At 44.3% G+C, this 20,915-nt stretch carries 18 protein-coding genes; 1 reads left to right on the top strand and 17 read right to left on the bottom strand.

Annotation, left to right across the window (positions count from 1 at the left end):
- Positions 1-167: 167 nt before the first annotated feature.
- Positions 168-1,286 carry a GntR family transcriptional regulator gene (locus QMA13_RS23540; protein WP_282943523.1) on the top strand — a complete coding sequence of 373 codons (1,119 nt, stop codon included), beginning with the start codon at positions 168-170 and terminating at the stop codon, positions 1,284-1,286.
- Between the two features lie 132 nt (positions 1,287-1,418).
- Here QMA13_RS23540 and QMA13_RS23545 read toward each other — a convergent pair whose 3' ends face one another.
- The 17 genes from QMA13_RS23545 to QMA13_RS23625 all read right to left on the bottom strand — a co-directional run bounded on the left by QMA13_RS23545 (position 1,419) and on the right by QMA13_RS23625 (position 20,898).
- On the bottom strand, positions 1,419-2,699 hold the full coding sequence (locus tag QMA13_RS23545) for a family 43 glycosylhydrolase (protein WP_282936173.1): 1,281 nt from the start codon (positions 2,697-2,699) through the stop codon (positions 1,419-1,421).
- A gap of 141 nt (positions 2,700-2,840) precedes the next feature.
- Positions 2,841-4,151: an ABC transporter substrate-binding protein gene (locus QMA13_RS23550; protein WP_282936174.1), complete on the bottom strand. Its 1,311-nt coding sequence runs from the start codon at positions 4,149-4,151 to the stop codon at positions 2,841-2,843.
- Between the two features lie 508 nt (positions 4,152-4,659).
- Positions 4,660-5,862 (bottom strand): staphylopine family metallophore export MFS transporter CntE, encoded by a 1,203-nt coding sequence (cntE, locus tag QMA13_RS23555; RefSeq protein WP_282936175.1) that lies wholly within the window; start codon positions 5,860-5,862, stop codon positions 4,660-4,662.
- A gap of 7 nt (positions 5,863-5,869) precedes the next feature.
- Complete coding sequence (locus QMA13_RS23560) at positions 5,870-6,613, bottom strand: ABC transporter ATP-binding protein (RefSeq protein WP_282936176.1); 744 nt, start codon at positions 6,611-6,613, stop codon at positions 5,870-5,872.
- Positions 6,579-7,421 carry a staphylopine uptake ABC transporter ATP-binding protein CntD gene (gene cntD, locus QMA13_RS23565; RefSeq protein WP_282936177.1) on the bottom strand — a complete coding sequence of 281 codons (843 nt, stop codon included), beginning with the start codon at positions 7,419-7,421 and terminating at the stop codon, positions 6,579-6,581. The genes QMA13_RS23560 and cntD overlap by 35 nt, the downstream gene beginning before the upstream one ends.
- On the bottom strand, positions 7,414-8,322 hold the full coding sequence (cntC, locus tag QMA13_RS23570) for a staphylopine uptake ABC transporter permease subunit CntC (RefSeq protein WP_282936178.1): 909 nt from the start codon (positions 8,320-8,322) through the stop codon (positions 7,414-7,416). The genes cntD and cntC overlap by 8 nt, the downstream gene beginning before the upstream one ends.
- Entirely contained in the window at positions 8,323-9,255 is a 933-nt protein-coding gene (gene opp1B / locus QMA13_RS23575) for a nickel/cobalt ABC transporter permease (RefSeq protein ID WP_282936179.1), read from the bottom strand.
- A gap of 22 nt (positions 9,256-9,277) precedes the next feature.
- Entirely contained in the window at positions 9,278-10,885 is a 1,608-nt protein-coding gene (cntA, locus tag QMA13_RS23580) for a staphylopine-dependent metal ABC transporter substrate-binding lipoprotein (protein WP_282936180.1), read from the bottom strand.
- 32 nt (positions 10,886-10,917) lie between these two features.
- On the bottom strand, positions 10,918-12,231 hold the full coding sequence (locus QMA13_RS23585; RefSeq protein ID WP_282943525.1) for an opine metallophore biosynthesis dehydrogenase: 1,314 nt from the start codon (positions 12,229-12,231) through the stop codon (positions 10,918-10,920).
- Positions 12,232-12,255: 24 nt separating this feature from the next.
- Positions 12,256-13,050 (bottom strand): class I SAM-dependent methyltransferase, encoded by a 795-nt coding sequence (locus tag QMA13_RS23590; protein WP_282936181.1) that lies wholly within the window; start codon positions 13,048-13,050, stop codon positions 12,256-12,258.
- Between the two features lie 42 nt (positions 13,051-13,092).
- The gene (locus tag QMA13_RS23595; RefSeq protein ID WP_282936182.1) at positions 13,093-13,926 is read right to left on the bottom strand and encodes a histidine racemase CntK family protein; all 834 of its coding nucleotides are present in this window, start codon (positions 13,924-13,926) and stop codon (positions 13,093-13,095) included.
- Positions 13,927-14,199: 273 nt separating this feature from the next.
- Positions 14,200-15,423 (bottom strand): MFS transporter, encoded by a 1,224-nt coding sequence (locus QMA13_RS23600; RefSeq protein WP_282936183.1) that lies wholly within the window; start codon positions 15,421-15,423, stop codon positions 14,200-14,202.
- 82 nt (positions 15,424-15,505) lie between these two features.
- Positions 15,506-16,633, bottom strand: a complete 1,128-nt coding sequence (locus QMA13_RS23605; protein ID WP_282936184.1) for a Gfo/Idh/MocA family protein — start codon at positions 16,631-16,633, stop codon at positions 15,506-15,508.
- A 41-nt stretch (positions 16,634-16,674) separates the two neighbouring features.
- The gene (locus tag QMA13_RS23610) at positions 16,675-17,490 is read right to left on the bottom strand and encodes a sugar phosphate isomerase/epimerase family protein (protein WP_282936185.1); all 816 of its coding nucleotides are present in this window, start codon (positions 17,488-17,490) and stop codon (positions 16,675-16,677) included.
- A 16-nt stretch (positions 17,491-17,506) separates the two neighbouring features.
- The gene (locus QMA13_RS23615) at positions 17,507-19,009 is read right to left on the bottom strand and encodes an ABC transporter substrate-binding protein (RefSeq protein ID WP_282936186.1); all 1,503 of its coding nucleotides are present in this window, start codon (positions 19,007-19,009) and stop codon (positions 17,507-17,509) included.
- 55 nt (positions 19,010-19,064) lie between these two features.
- Positions 19,065-19,949: a carbohydrate ABC transporter permease gene (locus QMA13_RS23620; protein WP_282936187.1), complete on the bottom strand. Its 885-nt coding sequence runs from the start codon at positions 19,947-19,949 to the stop codon at positions 19,065-19,067.
- Positions 19,950-19,965: 16 nt separating this feature from the next.
- Complete coding sequence (locus QMA13_RS23625; protein ID WP_282936188.1) at positions 19,966-20,898, bottom strand: ABC transporter permease; 933 nt, start codon at positions 20,896-20,898, stop codon at positions 19,966-19,968.
- Positions 20,899-20,915 lie beyond the last annotated feature (17 nt).

The following is a 20,915-nucleotide window of genomic DNA, read 5'->3' on the forward strand; positions in this document are numbered from 1 at the left end:
TTCACTTCTGAACCTCATGTAATCCCTCAAGAAAATCAAGTAATGTATCCATCCAATCGATAGCTTTAGTTCAATAGCTTTACACAAATGAATATTAGTTGTATATTTGTTATAAAAAACATACAAGGAGCAATGATGTTATGCCTAAATCCCCAAAGAGAGTCCCTATGTATATACAAATAAAAAATGACATCATGAATCAAATGAGCGAAGGCATATGGAAACCTGGGGATAAATTACCATCGGAAAATGAACTTGCAGAGCAGTTTAACGTCAGCCGAATTACCATAAAAAATGCTTTGGCCGATATCGTTAAACAAGGCCTAATCCATAGAATTCAAGGAAGAGGTTCCTACATCTCCGATGACATATTGGAGCCACCCTTGTCATATGAGCATAAAGAAGAAAATGGACGCTTTGTTGCATTCCTTATGCCTCGCCTTAATAACTTATTTACAGCCAACTTGATAACAGGAATAGAACAGGAGTTGGCCGAACATGGTTATAACCTGGTGTTCCGACTTACCCACTATTCGCAGGAATTAGAAAATAAAATATTGAAAGAGCTCACCCAGATCGGTGTCAAAGGGATCATTATTTACCCGGTGGACGGTGAGACTTTCAATGATGAAATCTTGAAGTTAACCTTAGACCATTTTCCTCTTGTCATTATTGACCGGTATTTGCGCGGACTGGATACGAACTGTATAAGTTCCGATAACTTTGCGGGTGCTTATGAAGCTACAAAACATTTAACGAATCTTGGCCATACGAAGATTAGCTTTATAAGCACAGCCATTACGGGAACCACAAGTATCGAGGATCGTTTACATGGTTATGAGCAGGCTTTAAGTGATTCAGGGCTTTTCATTGACTATCGGCTTAGATTAAGTCTTACCAAAATGCCGGTCGTCGAACAAATCCAGAACTATTTAATGGAGAATCCAGATGTTACAGCATTGGTTACAACGAATTCGGCTATAGGTCTAATCGCCATGAAAGCGGCCCGTTCTTTACATATCGATGTTCCAAGGGCTCTGTCTATTGTTTGTTTCGATGACTATGTGCATTCTATTCTCTCAGAAGTTCAGCTAACCTATATAGATCAGAATGAGAAGAACATGGGGAGAGAAGCTGCAAGGCTTGTTCTTTCCCTTATTCAAGATCCTACACAGGATCGTCGTAACATCCTTTTTCCTAACAAGCTGGTTATACGAAATTCGACAGTAAGTCCTGCTCCAGCTCATTTGTTTGGAACCGTAACCTCTTCCAAATACCAAAAATAGGACGAAGCTTATGCCTATAGCAAGCTTCATCCTATGACTTTCCGTAGATGTTTAGAAGAGTCAACTTTGTTTGGCCAACCTAGGCCTGAAGACAGGCACTCCTTTGTGTATGGGCCTTCTTACGTTGGAAGACTAGTCATGTAACAGGCAGACTGTAATGAAGCTAAGTCTTAATTCACCATAGCCTCCTAAGAGGGTGATGACGTTTTCGTTACCTGGCTTCAAATTCACAGTGATAGTAGCGCATCCAGTAAAGTTCATCATACTACCGGTCGAAGGAGTATTGAGTAAAGAGTAGTTGGTGTCATTTACTATTAATTCTAATTTCGCTAAACTTTCTTCCGTTGCATAATGGATAGCTATTGTTCCCCTGCCGCCATTTGCTCCTTCCACACGATCGAACAAGCAATAAGAACCTGCGATATGGAAATTATTGACTACGGTTTCGCCAGTCTCTGTTTTTTCAATGACTGCGCCACCTCTTACCATACTCTCGCTGGCAGCGTATGTTTTCTTGCTTTTATAGGGAACCGTACCTTCCCCTACCGCTTTGACTCCTTCTTTAGTCTGAATCACGGTTTGAATAGTTCCATCTTGGTTAAAATGCAAGTTATCCATACAGATGCTTCTTAAATTGCCTCTTCCCGAAATTTCCTGATTGTGATAAAACAGATACCATTGCCCCTTATATTCCGCCACTGAGCCATGCGTCGTTGAGCAGCCGGTCGGCTCAAGAAAAATCCCCTTGTATGTCCATGGACCTAATGGATCTTTGCTGATTGCGTAACGCATACGGTTGTTATCTTTAAAGTTATCTGCATAAGTCATGTAGTAAAGGCCGTTTCTTTTAAAAACCCATGCAGCTTCGTGAAAGTCCTCTAAGCCCTCCATAGTTCGCATGTCACCCTTCAATGACATCATATCCTCTGCAAGCTCGCCACCTTGGCAATGTCCCCCACCACCGTAGTACATGTACGCACATTCATCCTCATCGACAAACACACACGGATCGATCATCGCAAATCCGCCAAGCCCCGGGATATAGCCCTGATCGGTAAAACCACTTGCAGGCTTTTGGCTTGTGGCAACCCCAATTTTCCATGACTGATTCCAATCTGATTCGCTCGGGTGTGGATAATAAAAATAGTAGGTGCCGTTTTTATACGCGCAATCAGGTGCCCACATGAATCCGCCTTCTGGCCTGCCCCAAGCCACATCTTTGGAACTGAGGATCTCACCCTCATCTACCCAATTCACCAAATCATCTGAGGAAAACACATGATATCGATCCATTAGATCGCACCCTTTTGCTGGATCCATATCATGAGAAGCATAAATATATATCCTTCCGTCTTCCCATACGTGGGCGGAGGGGTCAGCCGTGAAAATTGAAGTAATAATTGGATTAGTCATTTTAATTCCTCCCGAATATAAAATATGCTCTGTTTGCATTCAAACGACACTAAGTAACCAATCGCCGGTTGATTCCCGACGACTGGTTATACAGACTTGTATAGTATCTTATCCCTGTCTCATGACGGGGGAAGTTTCGGTTTACTTGGCGCCTGCTTCTTTCTCACGTATTTTCTGATTTGCTTTCTCGTCCGCTTCTCTTAATGCGGTATTAACGTCTTTACCTTTCTCGATGATATCTTTCAGCGCCTCGTTGATAGCTGCGCTTGCTATTGAATCATACTTGGTTGGAGTGAACGATTTCGCCGGTTTTGTTTTGTAGATAGCTTGAACGTTTTTATTCTTCAGGAATTCAATATTGGAGCCGAAAGCATCTCTTATCTTAGCATCTTTGAGAATGCTGACCCGAGCTTGCTTCGACATATCCGTCTGAACCTCATCGGATGTGATGGTTGCAATCACTTGAAAAGCAGCATCCTTATTCTTGCTAGTTGTTGTAATTCCCATCGCATGTTCGTCGACCCTCATTCCAATGCCTGGTGCCTCCGGCCACGTCGGGTAACTGACTATATCCCATATTTGAGGATTCGTGTACAAATTCCCCTCATATATAATGTTGACCGAAGCGATCATAGCCAAGGTTCCCTTTAACAAGAGATCGTTGGCAGCTGAGTTATAAGTGATCTGCTCGTTCCCCGGGATCTGGCGAATTCTGGCTGCATTACTTAATACCTTCTGCCATTGATCCGTATTCAGGAGTGACTTGTTCGTCTTGGGGTCAACAAATGGCAGACTTAACTGGGATGCCATTCGTTCAGTCACATTCGGCTCCAATCCGCGATATTGAATCCCGTTGTCGAGTTTTGTTAATTTTTGGGATAGCCCATATACATCGTCCCAAGTCATACCGTCTTTCGGATAGGGCACACCGAATTTATCGAATATTTCTTTATTGTAATATAGTGCGGAAAAATGCCTCCAATAGGGGATGGCAATAAGATCTTCCCTTTGCGTTCCCGCCCTGATCGCATCGAGTGCTTCGGGTTCAAACCGCCCAAGATCCAAATTATTCTTTTTGATCAAATCAGATAAAGAGATGACCAAATCCAGCTCCCTCCAGGTGGCAAAACCACCAACGTTGCTGTCGATGACAATGTCTGGTGTTTGACCGGCAGCTACGAGCTCAGGCAAGGTTTTCCCTTGTACATACGGCATCATTTGGACCGTAATCCACGGGTATTTCTTGCTTACAGGGTCCATTATGTAACGTTTAATTTCTGCGTCGGTCATCCACCCATTAGGCATACCAACTGTTAAAGTAACCGGGGTATCATTGACGGCGGGCTTATTGGTTGACTCATTCTTCGAATCCCCGCTTTTGGGCGAACAGCCTGTAAAGAGAAATGCGATCATGGCTAAGGACATAATAAAAGAAATAATTTTTTTCACCATAGAATCCTCCATTCAAATAGTGCTGCAATATCCAAACTCTCGGACAAACCACTGATGATGAGCTTCCCCTCTCGAACCATACGCTGAATAGCCTGATAAATCCTTAAAACATGATGTAACCGCTTTCCATTCCTTCAAGACCCTTCTGTACTAAATGTAAGCTCCCCAAAAGCACACTGTTTCTTGGATACGATTACTTTGTTCACCTCTCTATCTTCATTTCTCAATAAACATATAATAATGCGCATTTCTAAGAATTAGTCAGATTATAACATTCAAGTTACAACTTGTAAATATATTGTATGTTCATTTATAACATATATATCATTTTTTTCCTCTCCTATTTTTTCAAATTGATTTACAAGCTTTTTCTTTAGCTATGAAAGGAATTAATGCAAGCATTAAGCTTGTCGTATTGGGTAATTTTTCCAAATGTAGATCCGTTGCCCGGTGACTTCCTTTCAAAAAAATAAGACTGCCTTTCGGCAGCCACAAAAACATTGTCCGTTTATTTTGAGCCAACAAAAATGCCACGTCTACTAGAAGCAGAAGCAAAGATGACCATTGACATGCCTAGGAGGGCACAAATCATATACATAGAGGAATAAGAGAACTTATCTGCAATCGGACCCATCAAAATACCGCCTAGCGAAACGCCCAGATCCGCTGTGGCAAGAAATAAGCCGATCAACACATTGCGGTTCGATGGCGGTAATACAAAGGTCAAATACGTAGTTAGCGTCGGGTAGAGCAGCGCTTGAGCAACCCCCATCAATACAGCGCCTGCATAAAGAAAAGCAGCACCGCCATTGAAAGAATAGCTTACGCTTAGCACCGCCACTGTCAGAATAAGCATAACACCCATAACAAAAGTCGTATGCCATTTGCCGTCCGAAGGGATTTTCTTTCTTAAGAGGAAGCGAGCCGCAACCAAGGTTCCAGCCTGAAGCATGAGATAAATGGCCGCATTGCCACCTTCTATTTGTACAGCGTACAGCGGGATAAAGATTGTCACCGCCCCAAAGACAATGGAAGCTGTCAGCATCAGGACGCTGCATTTAAGCATAGGAGGGCTCTTCACCAACTGGCCGAAGGAATGAAGCATCGTTACTCCCTGCTCTGCCTTCCCCTTATCCATTCCCTCCTCCTTTTTGTCCATTCTGGCGCTAAACCCCGTCACCCCGGTAAGAATGGCAATGGCTATCATCGCCACCGTAAACAAGGTCATATCCTTTGTTCGCCACATTCCCAGAGCAAGTAAAGGACCGATAACTCCCGGCATGGACGCGCACAAGGAATACATCGAAATCCCCTGGGAACGATCCTTATCCGGCAGCGCATCAATAATGCCGAGCTGCAATGCCATCGAGAAAAAAGCGGTGCAAATGCCTTGCAGCATGCGGGCGACGAAATAGCCCCCCAACCCTGTAATCGTGTACAGGATTAGAGCCAGCCCATTTATGACAAGTATTATACGCAGTACTCGGATCGGCCCATGCTTGTAAATCACACGGCCTGCCCACGGGCGAAACAGCATCGTTGTAAACAAATACGCTCCCATAATGATCCCGATCGTCGTGTTGCTTGCGCCCAGGGATTCTCCCTTCAAGGGAATAATCACATTGAGAATAGCATTGGCGCTGAAATACAATAGCGTCAATAAATATAGCCGCAGGAAAGGCCAAGACAGGGCTCCTTTAACACTCTTCATCCTTTCTTTACGTAATGACCATCTGCAGCAATTTCCTTGCATACGCGGACTGTACGTCTTTCAATCGGTCAATGGATACTATTTCTTCGATTTGTCCATTTCGAATTATCATCACCCTATCGCAAATATAAGCGGCAGCCTGAATATCGTGAGTGATGAAGATATAGCTCACCTCATAAATGCTCCTTAAGCTTTTAAGCAGTTCAAGCACCTGCAGTTGAACCGATCCATCCAACGAGCTGACAGCTTCATCCAGCAGAATGCATTTCGGCTCTGTAGACACAGCCCTCGCAATACATACTCTCTGGGCTTCTCCCCCCGATAACTCATGAGGGTATTTCTTAAGATAGGTGGGGTTCAATCCGACTTGGTGCAATAGCAGTTCCATCTTTTTTTCGATACCCCGAGGAGTATTTCCCTGCAGTTTCATCGGCTCCTGGAGCGCCTGTTTCACGGTATAAAACGGATTGATGGAGGACGTATAGTCCTGAAATACGGCGCTGATATTTCCCAATCTGGATTTCCGTTCCTCCACCCTTTTCCCCTCGAACAATATCGTTCCCCGATCCGGCATCTCGATCCCTACTAGTAGACGCCCCAACGTTGATTTGCCGCTTCCGCTTTCTCCGATAATGCCGAGGCATTCCCCCTGCTTGCATTCGAAGCTGATACCTTGCAGCACTTTATGCTTTTCTCGGGAGAACATTCCATTTCTTCTATAAGATTTCTCCACGCGATCCACGATCAACAACGCCAACGCCTCCCATGATCTTCTTAAAATGCTGATTCAGCGCCTCTTTCGCCGATACCAAGTAGCGGGTATATTCATGCCGGGATTCCGTAAAAATGGTTTGAGACGTTCCTCTTTCCACAATCTCTCCGTCTTTCATGACGAGAACTTCATCGGCTATTTTTTGGACAACGCCTAAATCGTGGGAGACGAAGATCATGGAGCCGCCCATTCGGGCCCGCAATCGGTCCAATTGCTCCACGACCTCGAACTGAGAGACCGTATCGAGCGCCGTCGTCGGTTCATCAGCGATAATCAGATCAGGCTCCAAGACAATGGCCAACGCAATCATAATTCGCTGCAGCATCCCGCCTGATAATTGATGAGGATATTGATTCATTATAGAGATCGGGTCTTTTAGCCGTACACTTTCCATGGCGTTTTTCATGTTGGTTTCGATGTTATGGCGATTCCAGCCGAAATGCCTGCCAAGCGTCTCCTTGATTTGAACGCCGATGACGCAGGAGGGATCAAAAGCACACATGCCATGCTGCAAAATCATGCACAGATGCTTTCCGCGCAATTTCCTTATTTCTCTCTCGGGAAGCTCAGCCAAATCCATCCCATTGAACATCATTCTCCCGGATTGGCGAATTGCGGCTTTATTCAGTCTCATGATAGCCCTGCAGGTCACAGACTTGCCGCTCCCGCTCTCCCCGACAATAGCCAGGCAGCTTCCCTGTCTCACTCGAAACGAGCTGCTCGGTACCAGCACCCTACCTGAGTGGCTATCCCAAATTCGTAAATTGGAAACCTCCAGATTAGACATGGATGGATGAAGCCACCTCTTTTCCTTGCGATTTGGCAGCGGAGGGGACGGCCAGCTCTTGCATTTTGGATTTGGAACCCATTAATTTAGGGTCTAGAGCAGTTTGAAGCGCGTCGGATAAAAAGTTAACGGCCGACACGACAATCACGATGGCTAAACCCGGCGCAACCATGAGTTCCGGCCTGGAAAACATGACCGCTCTCGCTTCATTCAGCATCATACCCCACTCCGCATGAGGTGCTTCAATGCCTAGTCCAAGGAAGGAAAACCCTGATATTTGCAAAATCATTGAACCGAAGGAGCTGCTAGAAATTACCGCAATGTCAGGAAGCGAAACCGGTACAATATGCTTCACCATAATGCTCAAGTGATGGACGCCAAGCACCTTGGAGAACCTTACATAGTCGGATTCGGCATATTGCATAACGGACGTTCGGATGATACGGGCAAACCAGGCCCATTTCATTAAGACAAATGCGATCAAAATATTTTCCAGCCCTGGACCTAACACGCCGATCACCGCCAATAACATCACATATCCCGGAAAAGAAAGCATAACGTCGCAAATTCTCATCACAACGGCATCCGTTTTCCCCCTGAAGTAACCTGCAATGAAGCCAAGAATGGCACCGAAGCATACCGATACGGTCAGCGCAACGAACACCCAGAGCATGCTGGGTCGAATTCCATAGATTAATCGGGATAAGATGCACCGCCCCAAATGGTCGTTGCCTAATAGATATTCCCATGACGAAGTTGCAAATCGAAGCTCCATATGGATTTCTTCCGGGTCATGCGGCGCCAAGTAAGGAGCCCCTAATCCGGCGATAACGGTTACGACGATAACGGATAAAGCTAGGACAGCCAGCTTGTCTTTCCATATTGTTTTAAATAATGTCATCTATAGTTCCTTCCTTAGCTTGGGATTCATCATCGTTTGGATCAAATCGGACACGGTGTTAAACAGCACAAAGGCTGCAGCCAGTACCAGGACATAGGCCTGTATGATAGGAAAGTCCCTGCTTAGGATGGATTTTACGGTTAATGTCCCTAGCCCGGGCCAGGCAAACAGATTTTCCACAACGACCGTGCTTCCCAGGATGGTCGGAATCGCCATACAAAACACTGAGACGGCCACCTGCAAGGAATTCCTTACGATGTGCATCGTAATTTTGCTCTCCGGCAAGCCGCAGGCTCTACCGTACAGCACATAGTCTTCATTTAAATTGCTTAACATCGAGCTCCGGATGACACGAAAGTAAATGCCCGCATAACCGATCGTCATGACGGCAACCGGTAATACATAGCTTGGATATGAATCCATTCCGCTTGTAGGCAGCCAGCCGAGCTTGACGGAGAAACACCAGATCATTAGCGCAGCAAGCAAATACGAAGGCATGGAGGTCAGAACAAAAGTAACGCCTCGAACCGACTTGTCCAGTATATTTCCTTCTCGCAGCGCGCAGATGACACCGAGCGTAACGGACAGCACAACAATGGCGATAACGGAAATTATGGTCAGCTTTAATGTATTGAGAAAAGCCGGACCAAGCAAGGTCCATACCGGCTTTCCTGTAACGTACGAGTTTCCAAAATGAAGCTGCAAGCAGGAAAGGAGCCAATCCCAATAACGGGTCCAGAACGGCCGGTCCATTCCAAGAGTCGCTTTCGTCTCATTGATTAACTCATCCGTAATGGTCGGTACCCCTTGCGCTTGTAATACCACTTCAGCCGGATCTAACGGCGAGAGATGGTTTAAACCAAACGTCAGAAATGAGCTAACTAAAAGCAAAGGAATCGATAATAGCAAGCGTTTGATGCAATATATTCCCATGGCGATCTCCTTTTTCTCACTTCTATTTAAAAACCATGCGTTCGAAGGGTAGTTCATATTGCGTTTGCTTAAAGGAGACGCCTTGCAAGCTTGTGGGAGCCACGACTGTGATGTTGCCGCTAGAAATCGGTATAAAGACGGCTTCATTTTGGACAATGGCTAAAATATCCGCATATAACGACTTCCGTTTGTTCTCATCCGTGGACACCATCACTTCATCGATTTTCTTGTAAAGCTCGTCTGCTTGTACTATGCCGCTTGTCGTATGGTAGTAAGAGGATTTGGAAGTAAAAGCGGCGATCGTGCTTACCGGGTCATAGGCTAGTCCCCATGTTTGATTGAACAGCAAATCATAGTCGCCTGTTGATCTCCTGTTTGCGATAGAAGAAGACTCTTCGCCTGCAAGATCCATTTGAACCCCTATTTTTTTCAACGTATTTTGAATGAATTCAGCTTGCGATTTTTGCGATGAGGAATTCACATCATAATAAAGCTTCATCGTTAACGGAGCTCCGGCTTTCGTTCGGACTTTACCGTTATTTTCCTGTATCCATCCCGATTGTTCCAACAGTGATTTAGCCTTATCCAAGTCATATTCCCGTTTCTTTAACTCGACATTGGCATAAGGGATGTTAGAAGAGAATAAGGTTTGGGCCGTTTTTTCCATACCGTTAAAGATTTGCTTGCTGATGGTTTCTCTGTCGATCGAATACCAGATCGCTTCGCGAACGGCTGTTTCATGAATGGGACTATCCTTTTTGCTGCTGTTGGCCACGATCATTTTCGTGTTCATCGGTTCGCTTCGAATCATTTGGTATTTCCCCGAATCAGTCAGCTGTTTCATTGCTTCGATATCAATGCTGTCTGCGCCACGATCATCCGTAAAGATGAAATTCACTTCACCTTTTTGCAGCGCCAAAAACGTCGTTTCCCCTGAGGGTAGAACCTTCGATGTTATTTTCTTTATCTTCGGTACGCCGCCCCAGTAATGTTCATTGGCCTCAAAGATGGCATACTGATCGGTTTTATGTTCGGTGAGCTTATAAGGCCCTGTTCCATGGTAGCCGTTAACTCCGTCTTTGGTTTCCCCGTTCATGAAATTTTTAGGCGAGATGAATACATAAGGCCTGGTCATAGACAGCTCGGCCAAAGCCGGGTAATAAGGCTCCGATAGCACCAGCTCTACGGTATGCTCATCGATGACGTTGACGCTCACGATCTTAGTAGACAATTTGATCCAGGAATGCTTGTTCGGATTATGCTGTACGGCTTCTATGTTCTTCTTCACCGCTTCCGAGTTAAACGGCTCCCCGTCATGGAAGGACACATTCTTTCTTAAATGGAAGGTGTATACTTTGCCATCTTTGGAAATATCCCAGGATTCGGCCAGCAGCGGCTTGATGCCATCCTTCGTATTTTCAACCAGCGATTCGTATACCATCCCTTGAGCGGGCATGGAGCCTGCATATAAATGCGGATTCATATCATTGATATCCTTTGCTGTAGCGTAGACCAGCTCTTCGGTTTTATTCATTAACCCCGTTTTGGCAGCATTCCCTCCAGTGCATCCGGCCAGCCATGCTATGGACATTATGAAAACCGCTATTACAATCAACATTCTTTTTATCATGTCGTATCCTCCTAATAATAACGCGCACGTCCCTAATGCGGCGTTCTGGAACCTATTCTTTTCTCGATATCGCTGTATATTCTCTTCAAATCTTCCTCAAAACTTTGCACGATGAAGGCATCCGACAACAATTCCCCCTTAAGGGATCGGGCTGCTTCCGCCAGTTTACGCTCGTAGACGGCAAGGAATGAATCAATCGTCGGGCAGCTCGTACCCGTATATTTCGCAATGCCTTGAATGATTTTGATCCGGTAGTAATCTTCCTTAGGCATTCGAGGAATATCCCACTGCCCTTCCCTGTTCATAAAGATCGACCGAATGGGGACGGCAGAGAAATCAAAATAGCGCCCCTCAGTATCTGGATCGGAAAAGGGATCTATTAATAGTGACGTGTAACGGATATACAATAAATATTCTTGATGAATCGTCTCCAAATCAACGAAATGATCGATATCATAGCGCGATATACTCTCTGATCTGACCGGATAATTATCATCAATCATAAACTTGATCAGATTGACACCTTGTATATTCAACCTACCAACAATGTTCGTGATTTCTTTCCATCCGGCCAGCATATTGCGAATCAAATCCTGGGTGATGGGGCCTTCGGGAAACATTTTGTACACATATTTCTTTGCTGCGTTGTTTCCAAATATCGCGTTCAATGAAAAATCATTCATAAAAAGCGGGGGATGAACATATAAAGAAATGTTTCTCGTTTCCGCTTCGATCGGAGAAGGCATAACCTCCAAGTTTATTCCCAGCTGCTCATACAGCTCGCAAAGACGCTTGACGTTATCGGAAGTTTCGAGCGTCGAGCCTATGTACACTTTTTTCTTCATGCCGGTCGTGATCACATGGTTCGAAGGCTTATCATTCATCCAACGCGTATCTCCAAGATAGGTAGAAAAGCTTATAATTTCTGCCTCCGAAGAGATCTCACTCATATATTGGCGTAGTAAGCTGTTGGAACCGAAGGTCGGAGAAACCAATAGGATGCACTTTACTTGCTTTATAAGCTGTATGCTCATTTGCTGTAAAACCTTGAGGTAAGCGTCCGTCGTCACGGATAAAATAACCGTATCCCATTCATCCGTAATCGTATCATAGCCACGAAATATTCGATCAATTACACAATCGCCTTCCAACTGGCGATGCTTTTCATTCTGAATACCGACGTGAATACGCCGGTTATTTTGCTGAAGCGCCGTGAAGAACGATTCCGAACGAACGGATTCTCGTCCGACGATTCCAACATGACAGTTCAGCCGGTTTTTGAACAAGACGGCAAGCTGAATGGTAGCAGGACCCGTTCCCAATAGTAATATTCGTTTCAAATCAATCTTGCCTCTTCCTCTATGTACACCCTATGCTTTTTGGTACAGCGCGATATCAAACACATGGTCGGGACGCAGGATGGTATCTACCAGCCTCCATTTACGTCCATCGACATCCTGCATGGGGAAATTGAATAAAGACTTCAACCGGTTGCCATATCTCATCGCCACGACCACTTGCTCCTGAGTTAACGAATGCAGACGGTCTAGCAGAACATACTTATTCGAAACCGTTGAGCTAAAAACGATATGGGTCGCATCCTTCACCCAATCAAGATGTTCAATGGAAGCATTCTCGAGTCTAATACGCAGCCCGCTTCCCAGCATATTCGCAACCCTTCGACCGAGCTCGATAGCCTCGCTATCGATGTCTATACCCATCACTTCTGCATTTGTACGCTTAGCAATTAACAAGGGCGTCATGGGAAATGAACCCGAGCCTACCATGAACACCTTGGAATCAGGGCTGACTTGAAAGCTTCCGAATTCTTGCTCGATGCAGGATTCAATATTACGGAAGTAGTCGGTTCGATCGGTCTCCCCGCTCAGCAGCTTCAAGGCGCGGTATTTCTCCATTACCGCAACGCATCGCGCCGACGTCTTCCTTAACTCAGCTGCTAGCTGGAGAGTCTCGCTCAAGGATTGCCTTTCCAGCTGTTCCCAAGCATCCTGGTTTCGCTTGTTTGTGATGAAAGCGGAATAGTCATCGACGACCTGCTCTAATTCCGAGCTGTTCCGGATGGTGCCGTCATATTGTTCAGCCAAATTTATGAATTTATTTAAATAATCCGTCAATAGTTGCTGAAGCCATACGGTTGTCGTCAATTCTTCCGCCCCGTTTCTATGGAATTCTAAGTATCGTTAATCTCAAATATGGATATAAGCCTTGCCTTGAGCGACAATTTCGACGGAACCTTCAATTCGGAGATTCGTTACCTCATCCTGATAACAATCGGCCGTAACATGAATCGTGCCGCCTGGTTGCCTGATAGGGACAGCTATAGCTGCTTGGCGAATCCAGGAGAGATAGGCCCCAAGGGAAGCCGTACCCGACCCGCAGCCTCTTTCCCAGATCATACTGTCTAAAGGCGGTACATAAATGAGAGGAGCCAACTCATGAGAGTCGGACTTGAACAATAAAACACCAATTAAGTTCGCACCTAACACTACCCCCAGTAGCTTGGCAAGGCCTTGGGCCTTGTTTCTCATCGTCAGATCAAACTGCTCGACTTCGATTACAATATGCAGAAAATCATGGTACCTCACAATAGCAATATCCAAATCGTCGCCCTCGTAATTGAGTGTCTTTTTCTCAATTTTATTAGGGATTGGCATGGAAACTTGGCATACATATTGCTCTTTGATTTTTTTCACTTGGCACGCGATGAATTGTTCTGTTCCCGATGCTTCTAATTCGATATTCATCCAATCGTTATGTACTATTCCTCGTTCAGATGCTATAAGTGCGGCCAATGCCATGCATGCATTTCCGCAAAACTCACCTCCCGCCATTTGAAGATGCGCAGCAGCTCCATGATGAATCGGTTCTTCGATGAAGCCTACTTGTTCAGCATACACGTGGTCATAAGACATCATTTTTGATGCAATGTATGCATACTCATTAATTGGATGCTGTGTCCTTACAAGAATGGTCATGTTTTGAGTAGGATTGAATTTTACAAACTCAATTTCCAATTTCATCTCCACATTCTCCTAGACTTTTTTTTGAGCAGAGAATTCAACGAAAATACTTAATTGTAATTATTACTATTAATTGATGTAAATTATAACCACTTTTTAATATAACGTCAATATCTGAAAATCAGAAACTTTTTTGTATTGTTCAGCAGCTGACGTGTCTAAGATTCGGTTGTAAATTGTAATTCTTTGATAGCACGATCCGTCGGGAATAAAAATAAAAAAAGAAGAGGCGAGCCGCCCCTTCCTTGATGTGTTGCTACTTTTACAATGGGTTCATGCGGTGTAAGAGTCTGCATACCGCAGTCGGCCGCTCTTTTCTTGACGCTTGAAAAAAATCCATAGCAAGAAAAATCCTACTACACCAATTAAAGTTAACCCGAAGCATATTTGATATAAGGTTGTCGGCCCCAGGTTCTCAAACATCCATCCTCCGACAACACCTGCCACAATTCCGGAAATGCCTCCCCAGGTTAAACCGTAAATCGCTTGACCGCTTGAACGATAGGGACTAGGCACCAAATGCGAGGTTAGCTGAGTACCCATATAATAGTAGCCACCGAAGGTAACCGAATGCAGCAGCTGAATGAATACCACCTGGATTGCTGATGCAGCGTACGACATCAATAACCAGCGGAAGGAAAATAGCATCGCGATAATAATCACCCACCCCAGCATCGTACCGGACTGCTTCTTTAAGTAACGGTCCAGCAATAAAAATACAGGAACCTCCAAAATAGCGGTTGCGAATGCGGACCAGCCGACCATCGTATTTGAGCCGCCCAAATCACGTATATATATAGAAATGAAAGTAAGGTTGATAGAGTTAGGAATGGAAATCAATACACCTAGAATGACAAAGGTAATAAAAAATTTATTTTTAAAAACCTGCAAGTACCCTTTATTCGTAAATTTCTCTTTTAATCCCCGTTCATTGCCGCTTGGAAGGAGGAATGTGAAGCAGATGGCCATCAGCATCATGAAATCAAATACAATCCATAACTGCCGAATTCCAAGCCAGCCAATAATGGGCCCCGCCGCAACTGCAATAAGCGCCCAACCAAGCGAGCCCCACGCTCGAATCTCACCAAACTTATGTTTGGTCCCATCAATCACATTGAGAATCAAACTATTGGATTGTGTAAACAGCGGGCTTTGAAAAGCAAAGAAAAAGAGCATCAAGCTATAAATCCACACGTAATTTTCCGCTAAAAACACAAACTGCATACAGATGAAGTTACCTACTAAGCAAATTATAAGAATTCTTTTATTATTGCGTATTTTATCTGCAAAATACGCCCATAGCGGGTTGGCGACCAAACCAATTAACGGCCCACCTGAAACAAGCAGACCAATCTGAACCTTGGAAATGCCGAGGTTTTGCAAGTATAAAGCAAAAAAAGTACTATAGATGGCAATTGCACCATACACAACAAAATTGAAAACTTTAAGCATCCTTAACATCTGATTACCAACAATCCGTACGTTTTCTTCCGGCACGCGTAATCCCCTCTCCTCTCACAACTGAAAAAAAGTCCCCCGCAGCAAGCGCTGCAGGGTTTATCCAGACCGTCTTTACATTTTATACGCAAACAAGTGTGGATTTGGAATGCGCTGCAATTTCATCTGCCGTCACTTCACGACCCAGTTTGTCAGACAAATAGATGCCCTCACTAATCATCATCGTTTTCAGTGCAATCTCGGCCGTTGGAAGCAGGGATACTTTTCCTTGCAAAGCTGCAATCCAGTGCTCCTGCGAAGAGTTATATGCCGTATAGTTTTCCCTGATACCGCTCCAGCGACGGCTCATAATGTTCAAATTTACCGTACTGTCCAAATCGATGTCACATACAGTCGAATGATAGGAAAACGGCGTTTGTAGCAGATTGGGATTGCTGACCGGGAATCGTATCCCTCCCTTATTGCCTACCAGACTTGGCCCCTCGAAACCATCTAATTGAATGGACCAGGCTTCAATAATATCCATGGTAGCCCCGCCTTCAAAATGGACTAAGCCTACCCCTAGCTCCTCCACATCAAACTCCGATTCTGCACGACGGACAGGGTCCATATCCATTTCTTGATAGATTTTACCTGACACACGCTCCAGCTTGGGGATTCCCATTAAATATAATAGCTGCGCAATATGATAAACGCCCATATCTATTAGGGCTCCACCAGCTGCAGTTTCCTTCCGATTGAAAAATTTCGTGCCGTATCCATCTACGAACGGACGACCTCTGCGACGGAAGCCTGTTGCTCTTGCGTGATACAGCTTTCCTAAAGCACCGCCTTCAATTAGCGCCATAGCTGCATGGGTTTCTTTCTTGTATAAAGTGTTGAGCTGGATGTGCAGCATATTGCCTGTATCTTCTGCTGTGTCCAACATGGTTTGGCCATCATAATACGTGCCTGCAATGGGCTTCTCGCAATAAACGTGTTTACCGGCGCGCAATGCCTCATTCGTTACCGGTGCATGAAAATTATTATGAAGGCATACATCGACGGCCTCAATATCATCGCGTTGGAGCAGCTCGCGGAAATCTGTATAAATATCAGGGACATTGAACTGGCTTGCAACCCGCCGTGCCGCCTCCTCATTAATATCACATACTGCAACCACTTCGGCATCTTCAATTTCTGCATATCTTTGTAAATGGGTAATACCAATTAATCCTACTCCGATAATGCCGATCCGAACTTTACTCATGGCTATCTCTCCTTTTGGTTCAACCTTAATGGTTGTATTGTTTACTTGACGTTCTTAAGTACTTTTTTCATTGCGGCGAGCGTCCACTCTACCTCAATATATTGATTGCCAGGACCGTTATGCTCCACAGCCCAGTAAGCATCGAAGCCGGAGTCTATTATGGTTTGCGCAATAGCAATAGACTTTTCCTCTTGGGCCAATGTATTTCCGCCAAAGTGGATATGATAAGCGTAAGGTGCTACCATAGCGTCCCCTGCTTCCGGATCCACTTTCCATCGATCAACATGTAGGAGCACACCGTAATTCTCATGATCAACGGCTTCTGCAATTTTTTTCATAAAGTGCGGATTCAGTGATGGACCCGTATGATTCTCAGGACCGATCCTAGCGCCAAAATCAGCTGCAAGCTTGGCATACTCCTGATACCTTGTAACAATAAGCTCGAACTGCTCATCACTCATTTGATCAAAAACTCCATTAGGATTATTCGAGAAAGCACCACCAGTATCAATGCGTATAGTTTTAGCACCCAAAATCTCAGAGGCCCTAATATTTTTCAAAGCATTTTGATAGAGCAGTTCACGTTTGTCCGGATCTTCATCCCAAATACTTGCCGCATCCGCAGCATAGTTCACTACTTGCAGCTCCTTTTCATCAAGAGCCTGACGAACCTTCCGAATATAGCTCTCATCAGCAAGCTCAAGCAATGGTTTACTGTTGTCTCCGATAAAGCGATTGTACATATCCACTGCATTAAGATTGTAGCGATACTTAACCGTCTCCAGATAGCCAAATACGTCTATCATTCCGTTAGCAAATGTGTTGTAAAATGAATATCCGCCAATTGATAGTTTCATGGATACATCCTCCTGGTTACTTGTTTTTTGCAGCCCACTCGTCCAGCTGTTTCTGCTTCTCCGCAATGACTTTATCTATTCCCGCTGCATGGAGCGCTGCATTAAATTTAGGCAAATTTACCTTCGGATCCAAGCTGCCATTTTCCAGACCGTCCTGATATTGACGAACCACATTGGTGATCGCAGCAAGCTCGGTTTTTACAGGTGCAGGATTATAGTTAAACCCTAACGCAATGGATTTCTTGGATTCGCGGTTGAATTTATCCATATCCTCCCACAGGCTGGGACTATCGGTACTCCAGGTATAGGTGAGCAGCTGATTGCCGAACATCCAGCCCTGACGACTGTTATATCCGCTGTTGCTTGCGTCTATACCGGGCGGAAAGTCGATTTGTTTATCATTTATTTTCACATAATGTTTACCTTCAATGCCCCAAGAGATCAGATTCATTAGCTTGGCGTCGGAATACAGCAAATTCAAGAACATCATGGCACGCTGAGGATCCTTTGAGTTTTTGGGAATTCCAAGCATGGCGGCTGTGACGTTAGTCGTACTTGTAATTTGACGGCCAATATCGACAGACTCCAGCTTCAAGTTTACTCTGCTTTCGATTTGTGCATGTGCTCCTGGTTTGCCCTTCTGAATGGAGCCGAAGGCTGTCTTGGCTTTAATTAATTCTGCTGCCGCATCCTTACTTGTCGCAACATCCTTGCTGATATATCCGGCTTCATACCAGCGTCGAACCGTATTAATGAGCTTCTCGTATTCTGGGGTTTCATACAGATTTACGACCTTAAGACTATCGAGATTTTCCAATACGCCCACAGAATCTCCTAGTACATCCCATTGGTTATCAATGACACGATTGATAATCGGCTTTGGTGCAACCGATTTGACTAAAGGAGTAATAGTGGGTTCATTTTTCTTGATAGCTGCAAAGTATGGATCCAAGTCGTCGAGCGCTTTAACGGTGCTTAAGTCCAAATGATACTTGTCTAGCAGATCCTTTCTCATGTATACGTTTACATTGGATGCGAAATCTCGAATGGTCGGTACGCCGTACAAAATCCCGTCTACCTTGGCGGCATTCAATATTTCAGGCTCAAATGCTTTCATAATATCTTGGCCGTATTTCTTGACCAGTTCATCCAGAGGAAGCAGTTGCTTTTGTGCTACCTGTCTCCAAAAGGACTGATTGCCGGTAACAATAAGGTCTACCTGTTCAGGGCCGGTCAACATTAGAATCGTTTGCTGATCCCAAGCAGCAGGCTCAATTCTTTCCAGCTTGACGGTTGCGTTAATTTTTTCGAGCGTAATTTTACTCATTTCCTCTTCTATCAGCTTTAAATCTTTTTGTGGTGAACTGTAAAATACGAGCTTGACTTCGTATGGAGGCGGCTTACCGACATTCCCATCTTTTTTATTGGAATCTTGTGATGCAGGTGCCGCAGTGCTGCAGCCTGCAAGCAATGTAAGCAGTAACACGGCAACTAGGATAGATTGAAACCGACTTCGCATGACTTGCCCCTCCTATGTTATTTTAATAGGCTAACAACGTTTAACAGCAATGGATTCATCCCTTTACTGCACCAACTGTAAGTCCCTTAGCGAAGTATTTTTGAAAAAAAGGATATGTAATTAAAATGGGAATGACGCCGATCGCAGCAATCGCCATTTTCAATCCATTGCCCGGAATTTGACCCGTCTGCCCTAAATCGTCCGAAAACTGTACGTTATTCAATAAATATTGTGCATTAAGCAAAATCGTATTCAGTAATACCTGGATGCTGTACAGCCTTTCATCCGTAATGTAGATCAGGCCGTTAAACCAGTCATTCCAATAGTGAATCAACTGGAATAGGCCAACTGCACCTAATACTGGAGTAGATAAAGGAATGACAATACGTGTAAAAATTTTGAACTCACCGGCACCATCCATATAAGCGGACTCAATGACTTCCTTCGGAACATTCATAGAAAAGAAGGTTCGAATTAAAATGACGAAGAAGGCGTTGACAAGGGCTCCGGGCACTATTAATGCCCATATCGTATTTTTCATATTAAACAGATTGGTGTACATCAGATAAGTAGGCACCAGTCCGCCATTGAACAGCATCGTGAAAAAAACAAAGAAGGCTAAGAAATTTCGCATGGGCATTTCCTTACGGGACAGCGGATATGCCAGCAAAGTCATAATGATCAAGCTGGAAAGCGTACCTACGATTGTAACCAGAATGGATATCCCATAAGCGCGAACAATCACCGTAGGATCCTTGAACAAATACATATAGCTTTCGAAGCTTAGCTCTGCCGGTATTAAGGAATAACCATTCTTCACGATTTCGGTTTCGCTGGTAATGGATGATGTGATAAGCAAAATAAACGGAATTAAACAAAAGAGGGTGACGGCGATAAAGATCACATTAATAATCCACTGCTCAACTGGGTTAGACTTCATGGCTGCTGTTTCCTTTCTAGAATAGGGAGTTATCCGGATTGATTCTTTTGACAGCATAGTTCGCTATCATAATAATGATGAAACCAACGATAGACTGGTAAACCCCCGCTGCCGACGCCATGCCGATATCCCCGCTTTTCAACAAGGCTCGATAGACATAGGTGTCAATCACATTCGTGGTAGGCATCAGTACTCCCGAGTCTAGAGGAACCTGATAAAATAAACCGAAGTCCGAGTAAAAAATCCGACCGATTTGAAGCAAGGTCATAACGATAATTACAGGAGTAATGGCCGGAATGGTTATTTTCAAAATTTGCTGCAATTTGTTGGCCCCATCCAGAGTTGCTGCTTCATAGTATTCTTGATCGATACCCACTACCGCAGCAAAGTACACGATGCATAAATATCCTGCTGTATTCCACACCTTCACAAAGGTTAGAATAAAGGGCCAATATTTCGGATCGCTATACCACATGATCCCTTCCAGCCCGAATAGTGGAAGGATGGTATTATTCATCAACCCGCTTTCCATACTGAGCAATGAATACACCAAGTAACCAATGATAACGGAAGACATTAAGTGAGGCAGTAATATAGCGCTTTGATAGAAGCGAAGCACAAACTTGTTCTTTAATTCGTTTAACAATATAGCTAGCGCAACAGCAACAACAAGATTCAGGACTATAAATACAATGTTATACAGAATAGTGTTTCTCGTAATAATAAAAGCATCTTCTGTTTTGAATAAATATTCGAAATTTTTGAACCCTACCCAGTCACTTCCGAGAATCCCTTGCGCAAAATTCACGTCTTTAAAAGCAATAACAATGCCGAGCATAGGAATGTAATTGTTAATGATCAAGTAAATAACACCAGGTAATAACATTAAGTAGAGTGCCATAAACTTTTGATGCTTTCTCATGCTCAAGCTGCTTCGTAGTGCGGTCATGACGGCCTCCCTCCAGC

It is taken from the genome of Paenibacillus sp. RC67, assembly GCF_030020805.1.
Taxonomy (GTDB): domain Bacteria; phylum Bacillota; class Bacilli; order Paenibacillales; family NBRC-103111; genus Paenibacillus_S.

What these genes read in the sequence shown, in the direction of transcription:
- QMA13_RS23540 (WP_282943523.1), top strand. Translation starts at nt 168, where the DNA reads ATGTATATACAAATAAAAAATGACATCATGAATCAAATGAGCGAAGGC.
- QMA13_RS23545 (WP_282936173.1), bottom strand. Translation starts at nt 2,699, where the DNA reads ATGACTAATCCAATTATTACTTCAATTTTCACGGCTGACCCCTCCGCC.
- QMA13_RS23550 (WP_282936174.1), bottom strand. Translation starts at nt 4,151, where the DNA reads ATGGTGAAAAAAATTATTTCTTTTATTATGTCCTTAGCCATGATCGCA.
- cntE (WP_282936175.1), bottom strand. Translation starts at nt 5,862, where the DNA reads ATGAAGAGTGTTAAAGGAGCCCTGTCTTGGCCTTTCCTGCGGCTATAT.
- cntD (WP_282936177.1), bottom strand. Translation starts at nt 7,421, where the DNA reads ATGTCTAATCTGGAGGTTTCCAATTTACGAATTTGGGATAGCCACTCA.
- cntC (WP_282936178.1), bottom strand. Translation starts at nt 8,322, where the DNA reads ATGACATTATTTAAAACAATATGGAAAGACAAGCTGGCTGTCCTAGCT.
- opp1B (WP_282936179.1), bottom strand. Translation starts at nt 9,255, where the DNA reads ATGGGAATATATTGCATCAAACGCTTGCTATTATCGATTCCTTTGCTT.
- cntA (WP_282936180.1), bottom strand. Translation starts at nt 10,885, where the DNA reads ATGATAAAAAGAATGTTGATTGTAATAGCGGTTTTCATAATGTCCATA.
- QMA13_RS23595 (WP_282936182.1), bottom strand. Translation starts at nt 13,926, where the DNA reads ATGAAATTGGAAATTGAGTTTGTAAAATTCAATCCTACTCAAAACATG.
- QMA13_RS23605 (WP_282936184.1), bottom strand. Translation starts at nt 16,633, where the DNA reads ATGAGTAAAGTTCGGATCGGCATTATCGGAGTAGGATTAATTGGTATT.
- QMA13_RS23610 (WP_282936185.1), bottom strand. Translation starts at nt 17,490, where the DNA reads ATGAAACTATCAATTGGCGGATATTCATTTTACAACACATTTGCTAAC.
- QMA13_RS23615 (WP_282936186.1), bottom strand. Translation starts at nt 19,009, where the DNA reads ATGCGAAGTCGGTTTCAATCTATCCTAGTTGCCGTGTTACTGCTTACA.
- QMA13_RS23620 (WP_282936187.1), bottom strand. Translation starts at nt 19,949, where the DNA reads ATGAAGTCTAACCCAGTTGAGCAGTGGATTATTAATGTGATCTTTATC.
- QMA13_RS23625 (WP_282936188.1), bottom strand. Translation starts at nt 20,898, where the DNA reads ATGACCGCACTACGAAGCAGCTTGAGCATGAGAAAGCATCAAAAGTTT.